This is a genomic window from Actinosynnema sp. CA-299493 (assembly GCF_050946825.1).
Classification (GTDB): domain Bacteria; phylum Actinomycetota; class Actinomycetes; order Mycobacteriales; family Pseudonocardiaceae; genus Actinosynnema.
The window spans coordinates 3,875,941-3,895,880 of record NZ_CP191993.1 but is presented as its reverse complement, the minus strand read 5'-3'; the positions used below and the strand labels follow the sequence as shown (position 1 = coordinate 3,895,880).

1 protein-coding gene (running past one end of the window) is annotated in these 19,940 nt (G+C 70.9%); it reads right to left on the bottom strand.

All coding sequences use genetic code 11. The annotated features are described in order from the left end of the window. Window positions 1-74 precede the first annotated feature (74 nt). Window positions 75-19,940 carry the 3' portion of a hypothetical protein gene (locus ACQPYE_RS17155; protein ID WP_498722322.1) on the bottom strand. 14,652 nt of this gene lie beyond the right edge of the window, so only the last 19,866 of its 34,518 coding nucleotides appear in the window; its start codon lies beyond the right edge, outside the window — the gene reads right to left on this strand; its stop codon occupies window positions 75-77.

Below are 19,940 nucleotides of genomic sequence, written 5' to 3'. Positions count from 1 at the left end.
GGCCGCCCTTTCCACGAGGACCACGCAGGCCGGCGTCCCTCACGCCGCCGGAACGTGAGGGACGTCGGGCCACCTCAGAGGACGATCGAGTCGGCGGACACCCCCGTCCTCGCGTCGGGCGCCAACACCGTGACACGCCCTGAGGTGTACAGCCGGACCTTGGTGGGGAGGGTCTGGACCTGGCCGGCGTGCCCCGCGCGCTCGGCGATCTCCCGCACCAGGTCGCCGGTGGCGACGTCGCAGCCGAGCAGGGTCAGCGTCCAGTCCGGTCGGACCACGCGCGTCAGCAGCTCCACGAGCCCGGCCTCGTCGAGGACCAGGTCCGGCCGACCGCCCTTCCGCGGCAGGTGGAAGCCGTCCTGCTCGCGGTGGACCGCGACGAAGAAGCGGTGTGCGCGTCCGTCGGCCGGGGCGGCCAGCAGGTCGGCGGCGCCGTTGAGGAACGCGGCTTGGGCGATCAGGACGTCGTCGGGCGGCAGGAAGCCGAGACCGATCGGACCCCCGGGGTTCTTCAGGACGACGAAGTCGACGTCCTGGGGGATCTTTTCGTACGCGGGCCGCGCTCCGGCCCGCGCACCGGTTCCCGGAGGCGGCGCGGGTTGCTCGGCAGCGGGCCGCGCGGTCCGCTTCGACGGGTCGGGGGCCTGCGCGTAGTGCCCCTGCACCTCGCGACGACCGGTGACCGGGTGCAGGGTCGTCCGGCCGGTGCCGACCCACAGCGCCACCGGCGCTCGGTCCGCGTCCACGAAAGCCTGGCGGAGGCGTGCCGCCGCCTCGGCCCCCCGCTCGTCGCCGGCGAAGCCGAACGACGACACCTTGGGCTGGCCCGGGGGGTGGGGTTCCGACGTGTAGACCCAGTTCAGGGTGGCGATCTTCCCGAACTCCTCCGGGTCGAGCGGCACCACGTCACCGTGGCGGTGGTCGTAGCCGGTGCGCACCCGGACCGGGACGCCGCGCACGGTTCCGCGAGCCAGCAGGTACCAGGGCGGCACGGTCGAGCCGAGCCACCCGTAGGGGTGGTCGGTCACTTCGGCGACCCCGTTCGTCAGGCTGTCGTCGAGCGGGTCCAGGCTGGTGTAGTCGGTGTGCGCGTTGACCACTTCGGCACGCCTGGCCGCGGGCATGACGACCAGGTCGTCATCCGAGAGCGGGAAGTACTGCCCTTCGACGAGCCGGGTCCTCGGGTTGATCAGCGGCAGGGTGAGGACCTGGTCCGGGTTGGGCACGGGCCGCTGGATCAGCGTGATCCCGGAGCCCTTCAAGCCGACGCTGCCGTCGGCCCGCAACCGCAGCGTCCCGCTGACGGACAGCACGTCGCGGAAGTAGCCACCTCGCACCAGGCCCGCGGCGAAGTCCTCGACGCCGACCGGCGCGCTGTTGCCGACGGCGAACAGGAAGGGCAGGTTCGGGTCGGTCCCCGCCTCGGCGCGCAGCGCGAGGTCGTGGGCGAAGGTGACGGCGAGTTGGAGGGCCGTCACGACCACGGGCACGCCGTCCGCGCGCAGTGCGCCGTAGCCCTGGCCGGCGCGGGTGGCGAGCACCAGCGGCGGCCGTTGCCCGGCCGGCCACGTCTCGGCGAGGTTCCCGAGTCCGGCCCTCGCCACCACGTCTGCCAGGGTCTGGGGCCGGGAGTTCAGAGCCCACTGCCGCGCTTGTTCCACCAGTTGTTCGTCTCCCGGTGTGCGCACCACCAGTACCGCCGTGCGGCCGTCCGCCGCCTTCAGTCGGGTCGTGACCAGGTCGCCCGGGCGCAGGTACGACACCAGTTGGAACGAGTACCCGCCGTGCCCGTTCGGCCTGGTGGCGTAGACATCGCGGAAGTCGTGCGCGTCGTGCAGCGCCGAGGCGAGGTCGAACCCGAACCCGCCGATCTCCCGTGCGCCCGCACCCTCGCCCACCAGCACCAGCGGCAAGCCGGGGTCCAGCTCCAGCTCGGATCCGAACTCCTCGTCCCGCAGCAGTGCCCGCCCGGTTTCGCGGCCGTCGAGTTCGACGGCGTCCCCGTTACGAAGGAGGACGGTGGCGTGGCGCTCGGTGGTGTCCGCCACCAGCACGAGTGGCGTCCGCCGACCCCAGGGGGCGCGGTGCACCTCCCCTCGTCCGATCGCGTCGACGACCCGTGCCAACGCTGGGGTGAGGCGTCCGGGCGGGTCCAGGCGGAGCGTCGTCCCGACTTGGATGCGGTGCAAGTCCTCGATCCGGATCGGGGGCCCCGAGACGACCTCGCCGCCTTCGGGAAGGAGCACCGGGTGCAGGGCGTTGTGTCCCACCGGTCCGGCGTACTCCAGGCTGTTCCAGGAGCCCAACCGGTGGAGCAGCGCCTGGTTCAGCTCACCGTCCTCCGGCAGGCCGCGGGTGAGGACGGTCAGGGGGCGGCGCACCGGGCCCGCCATCGCGTCGAGGTAGAACGGGTGCTCCCGCAGGAGCTGCTCCATCTCCCAGACCTTCATCCGGAGGGTCTGCCGGTCGTCGAGTTCGACGACGTAGTCGCCGCTGTCGCTCTGGAGCCGCAGCGCGAACGACCGAGCCCGCGAGCCGACGGTGGTCGGAGCCCACGGGGCCACGGCGAGCCGGGTCTGGCGACCGGTCGCGTCGCGGACGGCGACGAGGTGCTCGGAGGCCCCGTCGACCAGCCGCGCCGCATCGCGCAGCGACCGGTAGCCGTTGTCGTCGTCGAGGTGGAACGCCATGCCCGAGGGGACGCCGGCGCTGTCGTGCAGGGGCTGCCACCTCACGTCGGAGTGACGCGGCGCCGACACCCTGGTCATCCGCGTGGACCGCACGTCGGTGAACCCGGTCCCGTGGTCGATCCCCACCGGACCCTGGTTGGTGAGGACCAGGCGGAACGGGCCGTGCGGAGTGCGCAGCGCCAGTGCGAACCGCCGGGCGGCCCCCACGTGGTCGTCGCTCCAGTCGCTCCGGTCGACGACCAGGACCACCGGTGTCCTGGGCGTGACCTCTTCGACGAGCGTCATCCCGACTCTGGCCGCCAGCGCCTCCGGTGTCGCCCAGGCGCCTTCCACGAAGAACCGGCCTTCGTGGAAGTGCGCGTACACGTGGAACGGTCGGACCTCGCCCTTCTTCAACGGCATCCGGCCGTCGAGTTCCCGCCACCGCGCCCTGTCGTCTCCGCGGAGGTCGGGCAGGGTGAACATCATCCCGGTGCGCCTGCCCAGCTCCAAGGCGTCCTCGGTGATGTCCTCGGTCCCGAGCAGGCGGATCTCGCCGGCGCGTCCGATCTCGACCCGACCCCGGTAGGGAAGGTCGACCCCGCCCCGGAAACCGGCTTCCCGCGCCCACCCGACCAGCTCCTCCAGGTCCGGCAGGTCACAGGCCAACGGCGTCAGCACCGCATCGCGGTCGGCACCCATCGCCGCCGCCAGACGCAGGAACACCGCACCGGGCACGACCCGACCGTCCTCACCGGACAGCGGAACCCGGAAACCCGCGGCCCGGTGATGAGCCACCAGGAAGAACCGCCGACCACCCGACAACGGCGCGAACCGCCGCGTGAGGCCACCGGCGAAGGCCTGCCGGACGAGAGCCGCCTCCTCCCCCGCCAGGAACGCCACACCCACCCGCACACCCTCGTCGTCGAACAACCCGACCGACGTCACACCCACCGAATCGGACAACTCCACGGCCGGAGCCACGACAGCAGGAGCACCGTCGCCCAGCACCACACGCGACATCGCCCCGTTCCCGGGGACTCTCCGCTCCGTGAGCACGGCGCGGAGATCCTGGTCGACCACCACGTCCACGCCGTCGGCCCGGCCGAGCTCGGGCCGCACCTCGACTCCTCCCAGGTCCTCGAACAACCCGCGCACCTGCGCCGCGGTCGCACCGGTGACCCGCACCGACGGACCGTCCGCCCTCGACGGATGACCGGACGGAAGGGCGCGCAAGCCGTCGGCGAACTCGCGCACCTCCTCCACCTGCGCAGACGACAACCGGTTGCTGCCCGACGGGTGGGTGAGGGACAACTCCAAAAGGTGCGGCGGCGCCTGCGGCACCCGAGCCGACGTCGTGGCGACGTCCATGTCCAGGGCGATCAGCTCGGCCAGCACCTTCGCAGGGTCGCCTCGGTACTCGGGAGTGATGTAGTAGGGCGGGGCCACGTTGTGACGGGTCCACTTGCTCCTCACGATTTCGCCGGTGACGGCGCGGGTCATGTTCCAGGCCGAGACGGGGTCGAGTGGCAGCTTCACCACATCGTCGAAGAAGGACCGTCCGCGTTCCCACGCCTGCCTGAACACCTCGTCGTCGGGGATGTCGGCCAGGTCCGCGGTTCGTCGCGCCACGTCGTTCAAGTCGGCCGGCGTCCACGGCTGTTCCACCGTGTCGGCCAGCAACCCGAGCACGACCTCTTGCACCAGCCGATTCGTGGTCACGCCGGACCAGTCGCCGGACTCCTCGTCGAGCACTTTCCACGTGACGGCGGTGAGCAGGGAGTCGTACAGCGCGGCGGGGAAGCGGTAGGAGGTGCCGTCCGGGGTGAGGTGGGCCCACACGCGTGCGGCCGTCGAGCGGACCCACGAGGCGATGACGATCTCCACCAGGTCGTTCTTCCGCGTCTCATCGACCAACCAGGTGAAGCCGGACCTCAGATCGGCCAGGTGCTCGAACATCGGGCCGGGAGGGGAAATGGGCACCGTGCCGGGTAGGGGAATGGGAGGAGAAGGGGATTGCAGTTTCCACAAGGACCTGAGGAATTCCTGTGCCGACGCCACCACCTCCGGCTGGTTGCGCGGGTCGATGTCCTGGATCTTTTCCCTGAAGACCATCGGGGGGAGGAGGGGAGCTATGTTCGCGTTCCTCCACTCACCCGTCACGGCCGGGTTCGCGAGGTAGTCCTGGATCAACGTCAGCGTGTCGCCGTACAGGGCAGGGAGGTGGCGTTCTCCCGACACGACCACCATGGCCGTTTCCCAACTCAGGCGGATCAAGGCGTCACGGGTGACACCCGACTCCCCGCTCCGGTCGGTGAGGATGCGGTGGGTGCGGGCCACGGCCTGGCGCGCCAGGTCAACCGCCAGGACAGCGTGCAGTTCGTCCGCCGCCGCGACAGGAAGCGCCGCGGCACTGACCAGGGGGTCGATGACCCTCCTGACGTGTCGTCCGACCTCGACCCGCACCAACCGGGGAAGGGCGTTCAGCTCGGCGCGGGCGATGACCGCTTCCTGCGCCAACCGCGCCGCCGTCCACCCCGGCACGGCCCCGTCGTCGGGGCCGTCCACCGGCTCCGGGGAATCCCGCAGGCGCTCACCGATGCGCTCCACCACCGTCGCCGCCGCACCGAGGCTCCTCTGCTCGGCCACCGCGGCGGCGGCGATGTCGACCAGGTCACGGCGCGACCGCTCCTGCCCGGCAGGCAGGTCCACCACCTGCCGGACGATCCACGGAGCCCTGCGGTACGCGGTGATCAGCGGCAGGAGGGAGTGAGCGGTCAGCTTCCTCCGGGCCTGCTCCGCCTCCTCCCGCACGGTGGCAGGCATCTGCACGACGCGATGACCGGTCGGCGGGATGACGTGCCCGGCGTCGTCCGCCGGCGTCAACCGGATTCCGTCCGGACGGCTGATCCGCGCCCCGCTGAGGTGATCGGCGTCGTCCCGCCCCTGGAAAATGGTGTCCTGCACCCAGTCGAGCAGGTTGGGCGTGGCCGACAGATCATGCGCCACAGTGATCACCGCAGTCGTCGGGTCGACGCCCGCGGGCAGCAGCCAGGTGCCTGCCCAGCCGACCGTGTAGGGCTCGTGGGAGAGGACGGGGCGCGACCGGTCTCTGTCGTAACGACTGGTGACCAGGCGGAAGCGCTGCTTCCCGCCGGAGAACGGCCCGGCGGTGTTGCCCCTGGAACCACGCAAGAACTGGAGCTCCGCGGGCACGTCGGCCAGGAATGCCACCCCGATCCGGTCGCCTTCGCGGTGGAACAACCCGACCGACGTGACATCCCCGAACCGGTCGTCGGCGGAGGGCTCCACGACATCCGGCACGTCGCGGCCGCGCCGCCGCAGGTCGCCGGGCACCACGCGTCGCCACCCCCGGTCCACCGACCTGGTCCTCGGTGGGTGGGCCACCTCCCCGGTGCGGAAGGTCTGGTCGACCAGCACGTCGACGCCGTCGGTCCGCCCGAGGTCCGGCCGCACCTCGACCCCGGCACGATCGTTTCCCCCGAACCGCCTCCACAGCTGCTCCGCCGCCGCACCGGTGACCCTGATCGGTGGTCGGCCCCCATCCCGCCGAACGTCCGAGGACTCCAGCTCACGCAGGCGGGCCTGCAGATCGGCGACGACCTCACGCAGTCTCCCGACCTGAAAAGACGTCAACGTCGTGGTTCCCGGCGCGCAGGTGAGGGACAGCTCCGGCGAGTAGGGCGACACCTGCCCGGTCCTGTTCCGGCGGGGTGCGGCGGCGTCCAGGTCCAGCGCGATCAGCGTGGCGAGGACGACCTCGGAGTCCTGGTGCTGCTCGGCGAGAGGTGCGGTGAGGAACACGGGTTTGTTGGTGGAGCTCACCTCGGGTCTCTTGACCCTCACGGTCCTCTTGTTCCTCAAGTCGTCCATGAGAACCCAGGTCAGGTCGTCGGCCACCCGGGGGTGCAGGGGTTCGCGCACCACGCCCCGGATGGCAGACCGCGCCTCGGCGACCAGGAAATGCCCCACACCGTCGTAGTAGTGGGAGTTGCCGGGGTCCCGCTCCGCTTGGGCCGCTTCGCGCAACCTGGACAGCGTCCACAGCGGTTCCAAGTCCTCGGCGCGCAGGTCGAGCACCAAGCGGTGTACGAGCAGGCCCACTTCCCGGTCGAACTCGCCTCGGAGGTCGTTGTCCATCAACTCGTGTCCGAGTGCCGCGATCACCTGTCGGGTCGCCTCGTCCCCGATCAGGGCGCGCGAGTGCCACCTGCCCGAGGACAGGATCGTCCGCGCCTTCTCGAGAGCCTCGCGGAACAACTCCATGACCGCGATGTCGGCGAGTGCGGGTGCGACCTGCTCCCCCCATTGGGAGGAGAGGGTCGTCATCGCGATTCCGCGCGTCAACTGCACCAAGTCGCGGTCGAGTCGGGGTAGCGCGGACGCGTCAGCCCCGAGAATGGACGACGCGACCCGGTCCAGCTCTTCCGGTGAACCGTCGTGATCGACGAGGTAGTGCCGGGCCAGTTCGGACCCGCGCGCCCGCGCCTGTTCCGACCAGGTGTCCGGGTTCGCCAGCAGCGCCTCGGCAGCAGTCCAGATCAGGTGATCAGGGACCACCGGTGGAACGTCGGCAGGCCCCACGTCCTCGGGGAAGACCGTCCGCACCCGCTCCTCGGCCACGTGCGCCAGGTGTGACCGCACGACGGTGAGGAAGTCGTAGTAACCCTGGCCTACGGGAAGTCTGTTCCCGGCCTTGAAGTCGACGACCTCTCTCGCGTATTGCCCGGCTCTCGTCCACAGGTCCTCGTCGAACTTCCCCTTCTCCCTGATTATGCGGCCGGCTTCCTCCCTCAGCCTCACCGTCGTCCAAGGCGGCGCGGTGCGGACCGACTCCACCGGGGGAACGGTGCCGAGATCCGCCGAGATGCGTTCGGCCACCGCCATCGCGGCGGCGAGGGTCTTCTCCGTCGTCAGCACCAAAGCGGCGATGTCGACCAGGTCACCGCGCAGGTGCTCGTGCCCGGCAGGGAGGACCACGGCCTGTCGGACCACCCACGGCGCGCGCAAGGAGGCCACGATCTGCCAAGGCCGGGGCTGTTCGAGCAGCAACCGCCGAGCCTCCGACGCCTTTTCGCGAACCAGGTCAGGTGTCCAGACACCCTCGACGGCGAACAGGTCATCGAGAACCACGGCGTCCTCGGGAACCCCGGCCACCTCATCGGTCGCGAGCAACCGGACTTCACCGGAGCGGCTGATCTCGACACGGCCACTATGGGGAACGTCCACCCCACCCCGGAAACCGGCCTCCTCCGCCCACCCGACCAGCTCCTCCAAGGCCGGCAGGTCACAGGCCAACGGCGTCAACACCGCATCGCGGTCGGCACCCATCGCCGCCGCCAGACGCAGGAACACCGCACCGGGCACGACCCGACCGTCCTCACCGGACAGCGGAACCCGGAAACCCGCGGCCCTGTGATGAGCCACCAGGAAGAACCGCCGCCGACCAACAGGAAGCGGCGCGAACTGTTGCGTCAGGCCGTTGCGGAACGCCTCCTGCACCAGTGAGGCTTCCCCCTTGGCCAGGAACGCCGCACCCACCCGCACGCCGTCGCCGTCGAACAACCCGACCGGCGTCACCGCCGCCGGATCGGACAGCTCCGGTACCTGAGTCACAACAGCAGGAACACCGTCACCCTCGCCACCCAGCACGACGCGCGACAACATCCCGTCCCCGGAGGCCCTCCGCTCCGTGAGCACGGCACTCAGAGACCATCCGATCAGCACGTCGACACCGTCGGTCCGGCCGAGCTCGGGCCGCACCTCGATCCGGCTCAAACCTTCGAACAGCCCGTGCACCTGCGTCGCACCCGCACCGGTGACCCGCACCTGCGCACCGTGGCGCTTCCACAGCTGCGGGTCGGCCGGAAGGCTTCTCAGCACGTCGGCGAACTCCCGCACCTCCTCCACCTGACCAGACGAGAGCCGGGTGCTGCCCGACGGGTAGGTGAGGGACAACTCCAGCAGGTGCGGCACATTCCGGACGTGCGACCACGTGGCGGCGTCCAAGTCCAGTGCGACCAGTCCGGCCAGGACCCGTGCGGATTGGCCCGTTGCCTGCCGGTGCTCGACATCGCGGGACGGAACCACGTCGTTGCGGGTCCGCATGTTCCTCGCGTACTCGTCGGCGACGACCCGGGTCACGTTCCAGGCGGAGACGGGGTCCAGCCACGGGTCCACCATCGGGTTCAACGAGGATCGTGCGCTTCCCCAGACCTTCTTGTGCTTGTCGCCGGGTGTGGCGATCAGGTGAGGGGTCAGCCGCGCCGCGTCGTCCAGAGTGGACGGCGTCCACGGCTGTTCCACGATGTCGGCCAGCAGGTCGGGAATCACCTTTCGCGGGAGCCAATCCACGACCCCGCCCCGCCAGAACGTGTCCTTCGCGATGGCGGTGATCACGTATCGGTACAGCGGGCCGCGGAAGCGGGAAGGGCTGTTGTCGGAGGTGAAGTAGTTCCACACGCCAGCGGCCGTCGAGCGGACCCACGAGGCGATGACGATCTCCGTCAAGTCGTGCATCACCTGCTCGTCGTCCATCCGGCCGAAGTCCGGTGTGACGTGACGATCGACATCGAGATCGGTGGGGGCAGAAGCGGGGGTGCGGCGAGATCGGAGCCGGGGTGCGGCACGGGGATCGGGAGAGGAGTGCAGCTTCCGAAGGGACGAGAGGAAGTCCCGGGCCAACTCCACCGCTCGGCCGTTCCCGTGCTCATCGACCGTGCGCACCCTGTTCCAGTCAGGCAGCGGAGGGCGGAGGGGAGCGATGTTCTCCTCCCTCCAGGCATCCGTCACGTGCGGGTTCGCGAGGTAGTCCCGGATCAATGCCAGCGTGTCGCCGTACACGGCACGCAGGTGACGTCCCTCGGACACGACGAAGGTCGCAACGGTCCAGCTCGATCGGATCAAGGTCTCCGGGACTTCACCAGTCGACCGCCAACTCTCGTCGCCGAGGTCGTGGATTCTCGACATGATCCTGCGCGCCAGATCGCCCGCCACGACGGTGTGCAGCTCGTCCGCCATCGCGACCGGAAGCGCCGCAGCACCGGCCAGAGGTTCGATGGCTCTCCTGGCGTGTCGTCCGGCCTCGACACGCACGGATCGGGGAAGGATGTCCAGCTCGGCGCGGGCGATGAGCGCTTCCTCGGTCAACCGCGCCGCTGTCCATCTGGGATCGGTCCCGTCGCTGAAGCTGTCCACCGGAGCCGGGGAACTCCGCAGGTGCTCGACGATGCGCTCCACCAGCAGCGACGCCCCCGCCAAGCTCCTCTCCTCGACCACTGCGGCGGCGGCGATGTCAATCAGGTCACGACGCGACCGCTCATGTTCGGCAGGCAGGTCCGCCGCCTGTCGGACGATCCACGGAGCCCGGCGGTACGCCATGACCTGCAACTCGAAGCTGCGATGGTCCAACCGCTGTCTGGCCTCCTCCGCCTTCTTTCGCACGACGGTGGGTGTCCACACCTCGTGGACACCGGGTAGCCCGATGGCCCTGGGTTCCTCCAGCAACTCGAACAGGAGCGGGGATTCGATCCGCGCTCCGCTCAGGTAGTCGACGTCGGCCCGTGACCAGTGATCGGGGATCTTCGCCCAGTCGAGCAACCGCGGTGTGGACGCCAGGTCCCTGGCCACCGTGATCAACGCCGTCGTCGGGTCGACGCTCGCGGGCAGCAACCAGGTGGCGATCACCGACTTGGCGGACCCGATCGCGATGCGGTGTCGCGGTTCCTCCCTGCGGTAGGTCACGACCTGGAAGCTCTGCTTCGTGCCGCTGGGCGTCGAAACGGCCCTGCCCAAGTTCCGCTGCTCGACATTGCGGTCCGGGACCAGGAACGCCACGCCGAACCTGCCGTGCTCGCGGTAGAGCAACCCGAGCGACGTGATGTCACCGAACCGGTCGTCGGAGAACTGCTCCGCACCACCCGGCTCGTCGTGATCACCGCGCTCCGGCAGGCCGGCGGGCGCGACGCGCCGCAGCACCCGGTCGACCAGCACGTCGACACCGTCCGCCCGTCCCAGGTCCGGCCGCACCTCGACCCGATCGCGGCCGAGCTCCTCGAACAGTCCTCGGACCTGCTCCGCAGCTGCGCCGGTGACCCTGATCGACGGCCGGCCCACGTCTCGACCGCGGGCGGGGACGCCTCGGTCACGCAGGCGGGCTTCCAGGTCGATGACGAGGTCTTGCACGTCGTCAACCTGCGATTCCGACAGACGCGTGGTGTTCGCCGGACGGGTGAGGGACAGCTCCGGCGCGGACGGCGGCGACTGCTCCGCCCCGCTGCGACGGGATGCGGCGACGTCCAGGTCCAGCGCGACCAGATTGGCGAGGACGACCTCGGAGTCCCGTTCGACCTCGCTCAGGGGTGCGCTGAGGAACGTGCCGCGGCCCAAGAACTCGCCGGTCCTCGTGCTCCTCAGCTCGGCCGAGAGGACCCAAGTCAGGTCGTCGGCCACCCAGGGGTGCAGAGGTTCGCGCACCGCGTCGCGGATGGCGGACCGCGCCGCCACCGCCAGGAACCGCCCCACACCGTCGAAGGAACCCGGGTCGCGCGAGGTCCGCTCCGCCTCCGCCTCGTCACGCAGCCTGAACAGCGTCCACGGCTGCTCCAGGTCGCCGGCACGCAGGTCGAGCACCACCCGGTGCGCGAGCAGATCCGCGCTCCGATCCACGTCCCGGTGGAGGTCCTCGCCGACCAACGAGCGCTGGAGTTCGGCGACCACCATCCCGGTCACCTCGTCCCCGATGCGGGCACGGGACCGGGTCCTCCCCTGGGGGAGGATCGACCGCGTCTGTTCGACAGCCGCGCGGAGCAGCTCCGCGACCGCGAGGTCGACGGCCTCCCGTTCCGCCGACTCCCGGCCACCCCACCAGTGGGCGGGGAAGACGGCCATCGCGAGTTCACGGGCTCGCTCCACCACGTGGAGGTCGAGGTGGCGCAGCGCGGGCGCGTCAGGTCCGAGGACGGACGACGCGATCCGGTCCAGCGCCCCCGGCGAAACGTCGTAGTCCTCCAGGTAGTCCCGAGCAAGCTCGAACGCGCGCGTCCGCGCTCGCGCCGGCCAGGTGGCCTCGTTCACCAGCAGGACCCCGGCGGCGGTCCAGACCAGGTGGTCGGGCACCACGGGTGGGACGTCGGTCGACCCCACGTCCTCGGGGAAGACGGCTTCCGCCCGCTCCTCGGCCGTGCGCGCGAGGTGCGACCGCACGACGGTGACGAGGTCACCGTGGTCGGCTGGCGAGAAGGGAGGTCCGTACCGGGCCCTGGAATGGGCGATCTCCCGCGCGCGTTCCCCGGCCCTCTCCCACAGACCTTCGTCGAAACTCCTGTTCCCGTCGAGGACGCGTTCGGCCTCTTCTCGCAGTCGCGCCGTCGTCCAAGGCTGCTCGGAACCGACCCGCTCCACCGCATCGGTGCCGAGATCGGTCGCGATTCGTTCCACCACCGCCATCGCGGCGGCGAGGCTCTTGTCCCTCGCCAGCACGAAGGCGGCGATGTCCACGAGGTCGTCACGCAGGTGCTCGTGCCCGACAGGCAGGCTCGCCGCCTGCCGCACCACCCACGGCGCGCGCACACAAGCCGCGACCTGCCACTGGTCGGGCTCCTCGAACAACAACCGCCGAGCCTCCGACGCCCTCTCCCCCACCACATCAGGCGTCCACACACCCTCGACGGCGAAGAGATCGCCGAAAACTACGGCGTCCTGGGAAATCCCAGCCACCTCATCAGGTGCGAGCAGCCGGACCTCGCCGGAGCGGTCGATCTCCACCCGGCCCAGGTAGGGCACATCCACCCCACCCCGGAAACCGGCCTCCCGCGTCCAACCCACCAACTCGTCCTCGGCCGGCAGACCGTGGGCCAGCAGGGTCACCACCGCGTCGCGGCCGGCGCCCATCGCTGCCGCCAGGCGCAGGAACACCGGACCTGGAAGGCCCTGGGCGTCCTTCCCGGTCAGGGGAACGCCGAATCCGGCGGGTCCGTGGTGGGCCACCAGGTAGAACCGCCGCCGACCACTCGGAAGCGGCGCGAACTGCCGCGTCAAGCCATTGCGGAACGCATCCTGCATCAGTAGGGCGTCCTCGCCGGCCAGGAACGCCGTCCCCACCCGTGCACCCTCGTGGTCGGACAACTCGACCGACGTGACGTCCTGAAGGTCGGGCAGGTCGGCGGAATCCGCAGGACCCCGCTCCGCCTGCGCGGCGCGGAAAGCCCGGTCGACCAGCACGTCCACCCGATCGGCACGACCCAGATCGGGCCGCACCTCGACCAGGTCCAGGCCCTCGAACAACGAGCGCACCTGCGCGGCCGGCCCGCCGATGACCCGCACCGACGGGCCGCTCCCCAGCGGCCGGTCGACCACGAGGCCGTCCAGAACGGCGGCGAAGCCCTGCAACTCCTCCACCTGCTCGGATGACAGCAGAGTGGTGCCCGGCGGCCAGGTGAGGGACAGCTCGGGTAGGAACGGCGGCGCCTGCTCCGCCCACGCCGGGTCGTGCTCCGCGAGGTCGAGGTCGAACACGACCTGCAAGCCCACGATCTCGAAGGACCGCAGCGGGTTCAGCCAGTCCTCGTAGTACTCGAGACCTCCGCCGGGGAGGTCGTGGCTCACCGCCGCCGCTTCCCCGGCGAGCAGCTGGGTCAGGTCGGCTGCCATGTCCGGGTCCGGTGACAGCACCGCTGTCACGGTGGGCTGGACCCGTTCGATCAGTTTCGACCGGTAGGGGTTGAAGTACTCGTTCTCCAACATCTGCCGCGACTCTTGCGCGTAGACGTGCAACTTGGTCGGCGTCCACAGCCGGTGCGTGCGAGGGTTGAGGTCCAGCGCCACCCGCAGCGCGAAGAGGTCCGCGTCCCGGCGGATGTCGCCGCGGACGTCCGCCTTCGCCAACTCGAACTCGAGCGTCGCCATCAGCGAGGGGGACGGAGGTTCGGCACCTCCCAGGAGGGGCGAGCCCCACTGCCCGAAGATGTCCGGGTTCCACTCCCCGAGACGTTCCGTGCCCCACTCGAGGAGGATCCGCGCCTGTGCGGCGGCGAACCGGTACAACTCGGCGCTCGCCACCTGCTCCCAGTCCCCCGGCAGCCGGAACTGCATCGGGGACCAGTTGCGGACCTGATCTTCGACCGCGGTCTTGGCCGCGTATGCCGGGCGAGGCCCGACGAGCTGCTCCTGGTAACCGTCCACCGTGAAGACGGCCTCCAGCGCTTGCTTTCTCCAGACCTCCAACGCATGGCGTGCCTGGGCCTTGGCGCTGCCGTCCGGTGCCTCGTCGACGGCGTCGTACCAGGGGACGAGGTCTCGCAGGTACTGGTCCATCCGCTCGACCACTTCACCCGGCAGCTGCTCGACCCGGAACCCCTCGGCGAGCATCACGGTTCCGACCGCCCTGCTCAGCCGATCCAACACCTCCGGGGCGAGGTCGTGCCGCGCGACACCGTGGGTGATCACGTCCCGCGCACGCTCCCGGTAGGCGGCGCGCAACCTCGCCGCCACCACTGCCTCGAGGTTGTTCCTCTCCGGGTAGACGAGCATCCCGTGGATCTTCCTGAGGAGGACGATGTCCTCCGCGCGCGGCAGCACGATGACGGACAGCGTGACATCGCGAGGTCCTTCCCACGACTTGGGGAGGCTCCCGGCCTCCTCCGCCAAGCGCGACGCCGTCCACCGCTCGGCACCAGCGCCGTCGGGGCCATCCTGTTGCGACGTGGTGTCGTCGAGCGTGTCGACGATGTGCTGAACCAGCACCACAGCGGCGCTGGTGGTGGTGTGGAGGGCCAGTGCCCCGGCTGCCAGGACCTCGATGTCGGCGCGCAGGTGCTCGCGCCCGGCCGGCAACCGCACCGTCTGTGCCACCACCCACGGCGCACGCTGGTGGACGACGATCTGGAGCAGGACGTCTTCATCGATCAGCAGCGCCTGCGTCGCCCGTGCCCGTTCCCGCACCAGGGCCGGTGTCCAGGGTCCGGTGAAGTCCAGCAGCTCCGCCATGGCGTCTCGGCCCGAGAGGGCCACCAAGCCGATCGGCAGGTCGTCACCGGAATCAACCGAGAGGTCATCATCGGAATCGGTCGACAGGGCGTCGCCGGGAGCGCGCGGGGTGGTGAATCGCGGGTCGAACTCCACCTGCGCGGCGGTGGAGGGGTGCGACGTCCCGCGCAGGTCGTGCATGCGGTTCTCGATCAGCCACAGGTGACGCGGCTTGAGCTTCGGCGGCAACGCGCGCCCGATCACGGGGACCGTCGACCGGCCCATGATGCCCGGGGCGGTGATCAGCCGGCCGCGCCGGGCCTCGTCGCCGACCACCTGCCCCCGCCCGGGGCGGTGCTGGAAGACGGGGCGGTGGTCGTCGTGGCCGACGTACTCGTCGTCGAGCCCGAGGAAGTGGCCGATCTCGTGCGCCGCCTGGAACGGTGTCATCCCGACCCGCCAGCGGTTCTGCCTGATGTCGTCGCCCAGGGCGAGCACGGCGTGCGCGTCGTGGGCGACGAACTCGACGGTGACGTGGAACTGGTGGCCGTCGGACATCCGGTAACCCCGGTTGAACACCTTGTCGACACCCTCGGTGGCAGCGTCCTCCAGGCGCCGCGCGTCGTCCGGGTGGAGGTCGGGGGGCAGTGCCACCCTGACGGTGAAGTCACGCACCGCCACGCCGCCCACCTCGAAGGCCCGCACGTCGTAGGCGATCACCGTCTGGACGCCGTTCAGGGTGCGTTCGCCGAGGGTGACCACGCTGTTGTCCAGGACGTGGAAGTGCGCTCCGCGCACCGCGACCGCGTCCTGCGCCGGCACGGACTCCCGGGCGTGTCGAATCAGGTCGGTGGACACCGGGCGGAGGGGGTCGAACCACTCCGCAGCGGCGGCCGGGTCGTGCCGCCAGGCGGGATTGGACAGCACTTGGTTCCCGGGCCGGGGGGACGGTGTAGCCACCGGCGAGGGTTTCCGCCGCTGGACGGCAGCGAGGTCGTGCGACACCGCACGGGGAGGAACGCTCCAGTCGACGAACACGTCCACCGCGCCCGCGGTGGCGCCGTTGGTGAACCCGAAGTCGGTGAAGCCTGCTTCCTGCATGGCTTCGACGATCGGGGCCGAGCTCTCCCGGGAGAGCAGGACCCGCGGTCCGGACGTGTGCCCCAATTCCGCGCGCTTGTCGCGCAGCTGCGTGAGTTGCCGGATGAAGTGGTCCGCGACCGACCGGTCGGAGGTCAGCCGGCCGTACCGGTTCAGGGGGAAGGACAGCTCCGGCACGACGTCGGCGAACGACGCCGCGTCATCCCGGCCGTGGACGTCGGTCAGGCCGAGGTCGAAGACGACCTGGTGCGCGACGACCTCCGCCCGCCGGTTGCCGGTGCCCAGCGCGGACGCGACCGCCAGCTCGGCGGCGATGACGTCGGTCAGCGGGTTCACCACCCAGCTCTCGACCCGGAAGTGCGGATCGCGGACCAGGGCGGTCAGGGTGGACCACGCACGTCTGCCGACGACCAGGCGTTCGGCTTCGGGCAGCCTCTTGAGGTACTCGCCCGCTGCTCGGCCGGCCAGGTGCAGCGCGGAGGACGACCAGGGGTGGGTCGTGCTGTTGACGCCCAGTTCGAGCGTGGTCCTGAGCAGGCCGCGCGCCATCCGGCGCGACGTCGCGTCGTCGACCTGACGGTCGGCGCCCGCCCGGGCGAGCAGGACACCGGCGGTGAGGAACGTGCGGAGGTCGGCCAGGTGCCGATCGGGCAGCAGTGCCCGGGCGTTCCACAGTTCGACGATGGCGCCGGCCTGCTCCTCGGCCGGGCGCAGGCCGGCGGTCGCGGAGCGCACCAGCGCGGTGGCGGCCTCCAGCTCCCGGACCTGCAGCGGCAACCGCGGAGGTGTGCCGCGCAGGTCGAACGCCACCCGGTGCGCGAAGACCTGGAGTTCACGGTCCGAGCCGTCCACCGCGGTCCGCGACAACAGGGCGTTGCCGATGATCCTGACGAGGTGCTGCCGGACCTCGTGGGGCACCGACCGCGCACCGGTACCCGTTCGGAGCACCTGCCAGGCGCGGTGGCCGGCGGCGTCCACCAGTTCGGCGGCCACCAGCAGGACCTCCGTCGCGTCCTGGTCGGTCCGCGCGGCGGCGTCGCGCACCCGCCACGCGTCCCTCCTCCGCGCGGGGCGGTCCGCGGTGGCGGTCGATCCCAGGAATTCCCCGGCGCGGCGCAGCGCGGTCTCCCGCACCTGCCCGTCCGACGTGCTCAACGTGGCGTGGGCCGCGGACAGCAGGTCGTCGACCGGTCGGCCCGTCGACCTGAACGTCAGCTCGTGGTCGAGGAAGCCCTTGCCGGGCCCGTTCGACGGGACGATCCGGTCCACCAGTCCGGCGGTGATCACCGACGCGAGGCGCTGTTCGGCTTCCGCCGTCAGGGTTTTCGCGGGGACGCCGGAGGTGACGATGCCACGCGCCGCGTCGAACGCGCCGACCAGCAACCCGTTCGCGACCGCGGTGGTGAGGAACCCGGCGACCTCGGTCGACACCTGCTGGTAGGAAGTCCGGAACGCGACGATGGCGGCCGCTCGGCGACGGGCGAAGCCCACGGCCCACTCGTCCGCCCCGTCCGGCGGCCGGCTCGCCCGGGCTTCCCGGCCGAGCTCTTCCACCGTCCACGGTCGGCGTCCCGGATCGGCGAGTGCGGCCCCCCTGGCCAGATCTGCCGTGATGTCGCCGATCCGGTGCAGCGCGGTGTCGAGGTCCGCGCCTTGGCCCAGCAGGGCGGCGGCGATGTCGACCAGGTCGGCGTGCAGCCCCCGGTGAAGCCGCCCGGGCGTCGTCATCACCGCCCGCTCGATGATCCAAGGAGCCCGCCGGTACAGGACCTCCTGCAACGCCAGCGGGTTGTCGAACAGCCAGTCCCGTGCCACGGCTCCCCGCCGCCGCACCAGTTCCGGCGTCCACTCGACGACCTCGGGGGCGGGGCCGTCGAGTGGCGCGTACGGGCGGAAGCGGTGGGGGTCGGCGAGCACAGGACCGGTCGTGAACGCGCGCGGGGCGGAGGAGCGCAGCGCGTTCATGCGGTTCTCGATCAGCCACAGGTGACGCGGTTTGAGCGACGCGTGGGTGAGTGCGCTCACGAAGTTCGAGGCCGAGTTGCCCATCAGCCCGTTGTCGTCGACCACCCTCCCGCGTCCCGGCTGGTGCTGGAACACCGGCCGGGAGGAGTTCCGCTCCAGGTACTCGTCGTCGAGCCCGAGGAAGTGACCGATCTCGTGGGCGACCGTGAGCGGGTTGGCCCCGGTCGGCCAGGAGTCCTGCGACGCGCGGTCGAAGTCGCCGATGCGGATCCGCGCGTGGGCCTGGTTCAGGGGGACGAACTCGACGGTGACGTGGAACTGTTCGCCACCGGGCAGCCGGTAGCCGCGGTTGAACAACGCCCGGACGCCGGCGCGGACGCTTCCCATGGTCACCACGGGGTCGTGGAGGCGATCTGCGGCCAGGTGGAGCTTGACGGTCAGGTCGCGCACCTTGACGCCGTCCACCTCGAACGTCCGCACGTCGTACGCGATGACGGACTGCGTGCTGAACAACGCGGTCCGTCCCGCTGCGACAGTGCCGTTGGTGTGCGCCTGGTAGTGCGCGCCGCGCACCGTGAACTCCACCGGCACCGACGTCCGCACCTCGCGGATGCGCTCGTTGGGCACCCGGTTGAGCGGTTCGAACCACGGCGCGGACGATGCCCGGCTGTGCCTCCAGGTCGTGTCGGACAGCACGGCTTGCCTCTCCGGAGAGGGCAGTGGGGGGAACACCAGCGGCGATCCCCGGTGCCGGCTGACCACCAGGTTGTACGGCGCTGTCCGGGCGGGCAGGCTCCAGTCCACGTACACGTTCGTGCGGTCGGCGGGACCGCCGGGCCACACGTCGACGTCGACGAAGCCCGCCTCGCGGAACAGCCCGACGACGGTCTCCGCGGCCGAGCCGGACACGCGCACCGGCGCGGGCGGGTACTGCGACCGCTGCCTGGCGATCTGCCGTTCGGTAATGGCGCCGAGGTAGGTCCGGACGTCCTCCAGCCAGATTTGCGATGGCCGGTTCCCGGCATCCGAGTGGTAGGACTGCTCCGGGAGGAACCGCTCCGCCGGCAGCGCGAGGTGCAGGACCCGCGGGGCGCGGAAGTCCACCGCTCCGGCGCTCAGGCCGAGGTCCAACGCGATCCGCTGGGCGAGCATGCCCACGTCCCGACGCCCGATGTCGAAGGAGTACCCGTGCGTCCCCTCGGTCACGAGTTCCGCGGCCAGCACGCTGGTGAGGTCCGCCAAGAGCTCGGTCGGTGTGGTGGCACCCTGCGCCGGGTAGCCCGTGAGACCCACGGCCTTCGCCACCACGGCGTTCCGGACGATCGTGCTCGTCGCCTGGAGCAGGGTGCGCGCCCGGGTGGCGGCGTGCGCGAGGGCCTCACGCGTCCAGGGAGGTTCGCCGATCCCACCGGCCAGGGCGAACTCGGTGAAGTGGAGGTCCGCCGTTCGCTCGGGTTTGCGGGACGTGCCGAGAGCCGTGCGGAAAAGACCGGTGAGGGCCGACGGCACCAGGTGGTCGACCACGTTCCGCATGACGGAGAGGCGCGACCCCTCCTTGCGGAGGAGCATCTCCACCGCGACGACCATGACCAGGTTCTCCTTCACCCTCGTGGAAAGCGAGGAGTTGGAGGTCCGGAGCGCGACGAGACGCGTTGCCCGGCTTATCGCCCGGGTCGCCTGCGAGCGGTCGCTGGTCCTCATCAGCGGTGTGACGGCGGCGGCCTCGGCGGCGATCCCGTCGACCACCCACTGCGGCAGCGCGGAATCGCCCCTGAGGTCGAGCACCATCCTGTGTGCCAGGAACTCGGCGTTCCGCGCGGTGTCGTGCACCGCCAGGTCCGCGGCGATGATCGCGACGGCCGCCTCGCGGTCCTCCTGGGACGCCTGGGCCTGGGCTTGCGACGTTTGCGGTTGGACGACCGCCCGCGCCCTGCGGAGCACGTCCGTCGCCAGTTGCGACGCCATGACCGTGACCAGGTCCTCCATGACCTGCGAGGGCAGAACGCGCGGCGCGGTGATCCGGTCGATGACGTCGCGGGCTCGTCGCTCCACGGCCTTCCGCAGCCGGCCGTCGACCTCGGCCAGCTCTCGGCGGGCGAGGTCGATCTTCTCCGCCACGTCGCCCTGCCAGGAGGGATCCGTGCCGGGCACCAGGCGCAGGGCCAGGGCCGCGGTCAGGCGGTCGGCGAGCTCCGGCGTGACGTCCGAGCTCGTGGCACC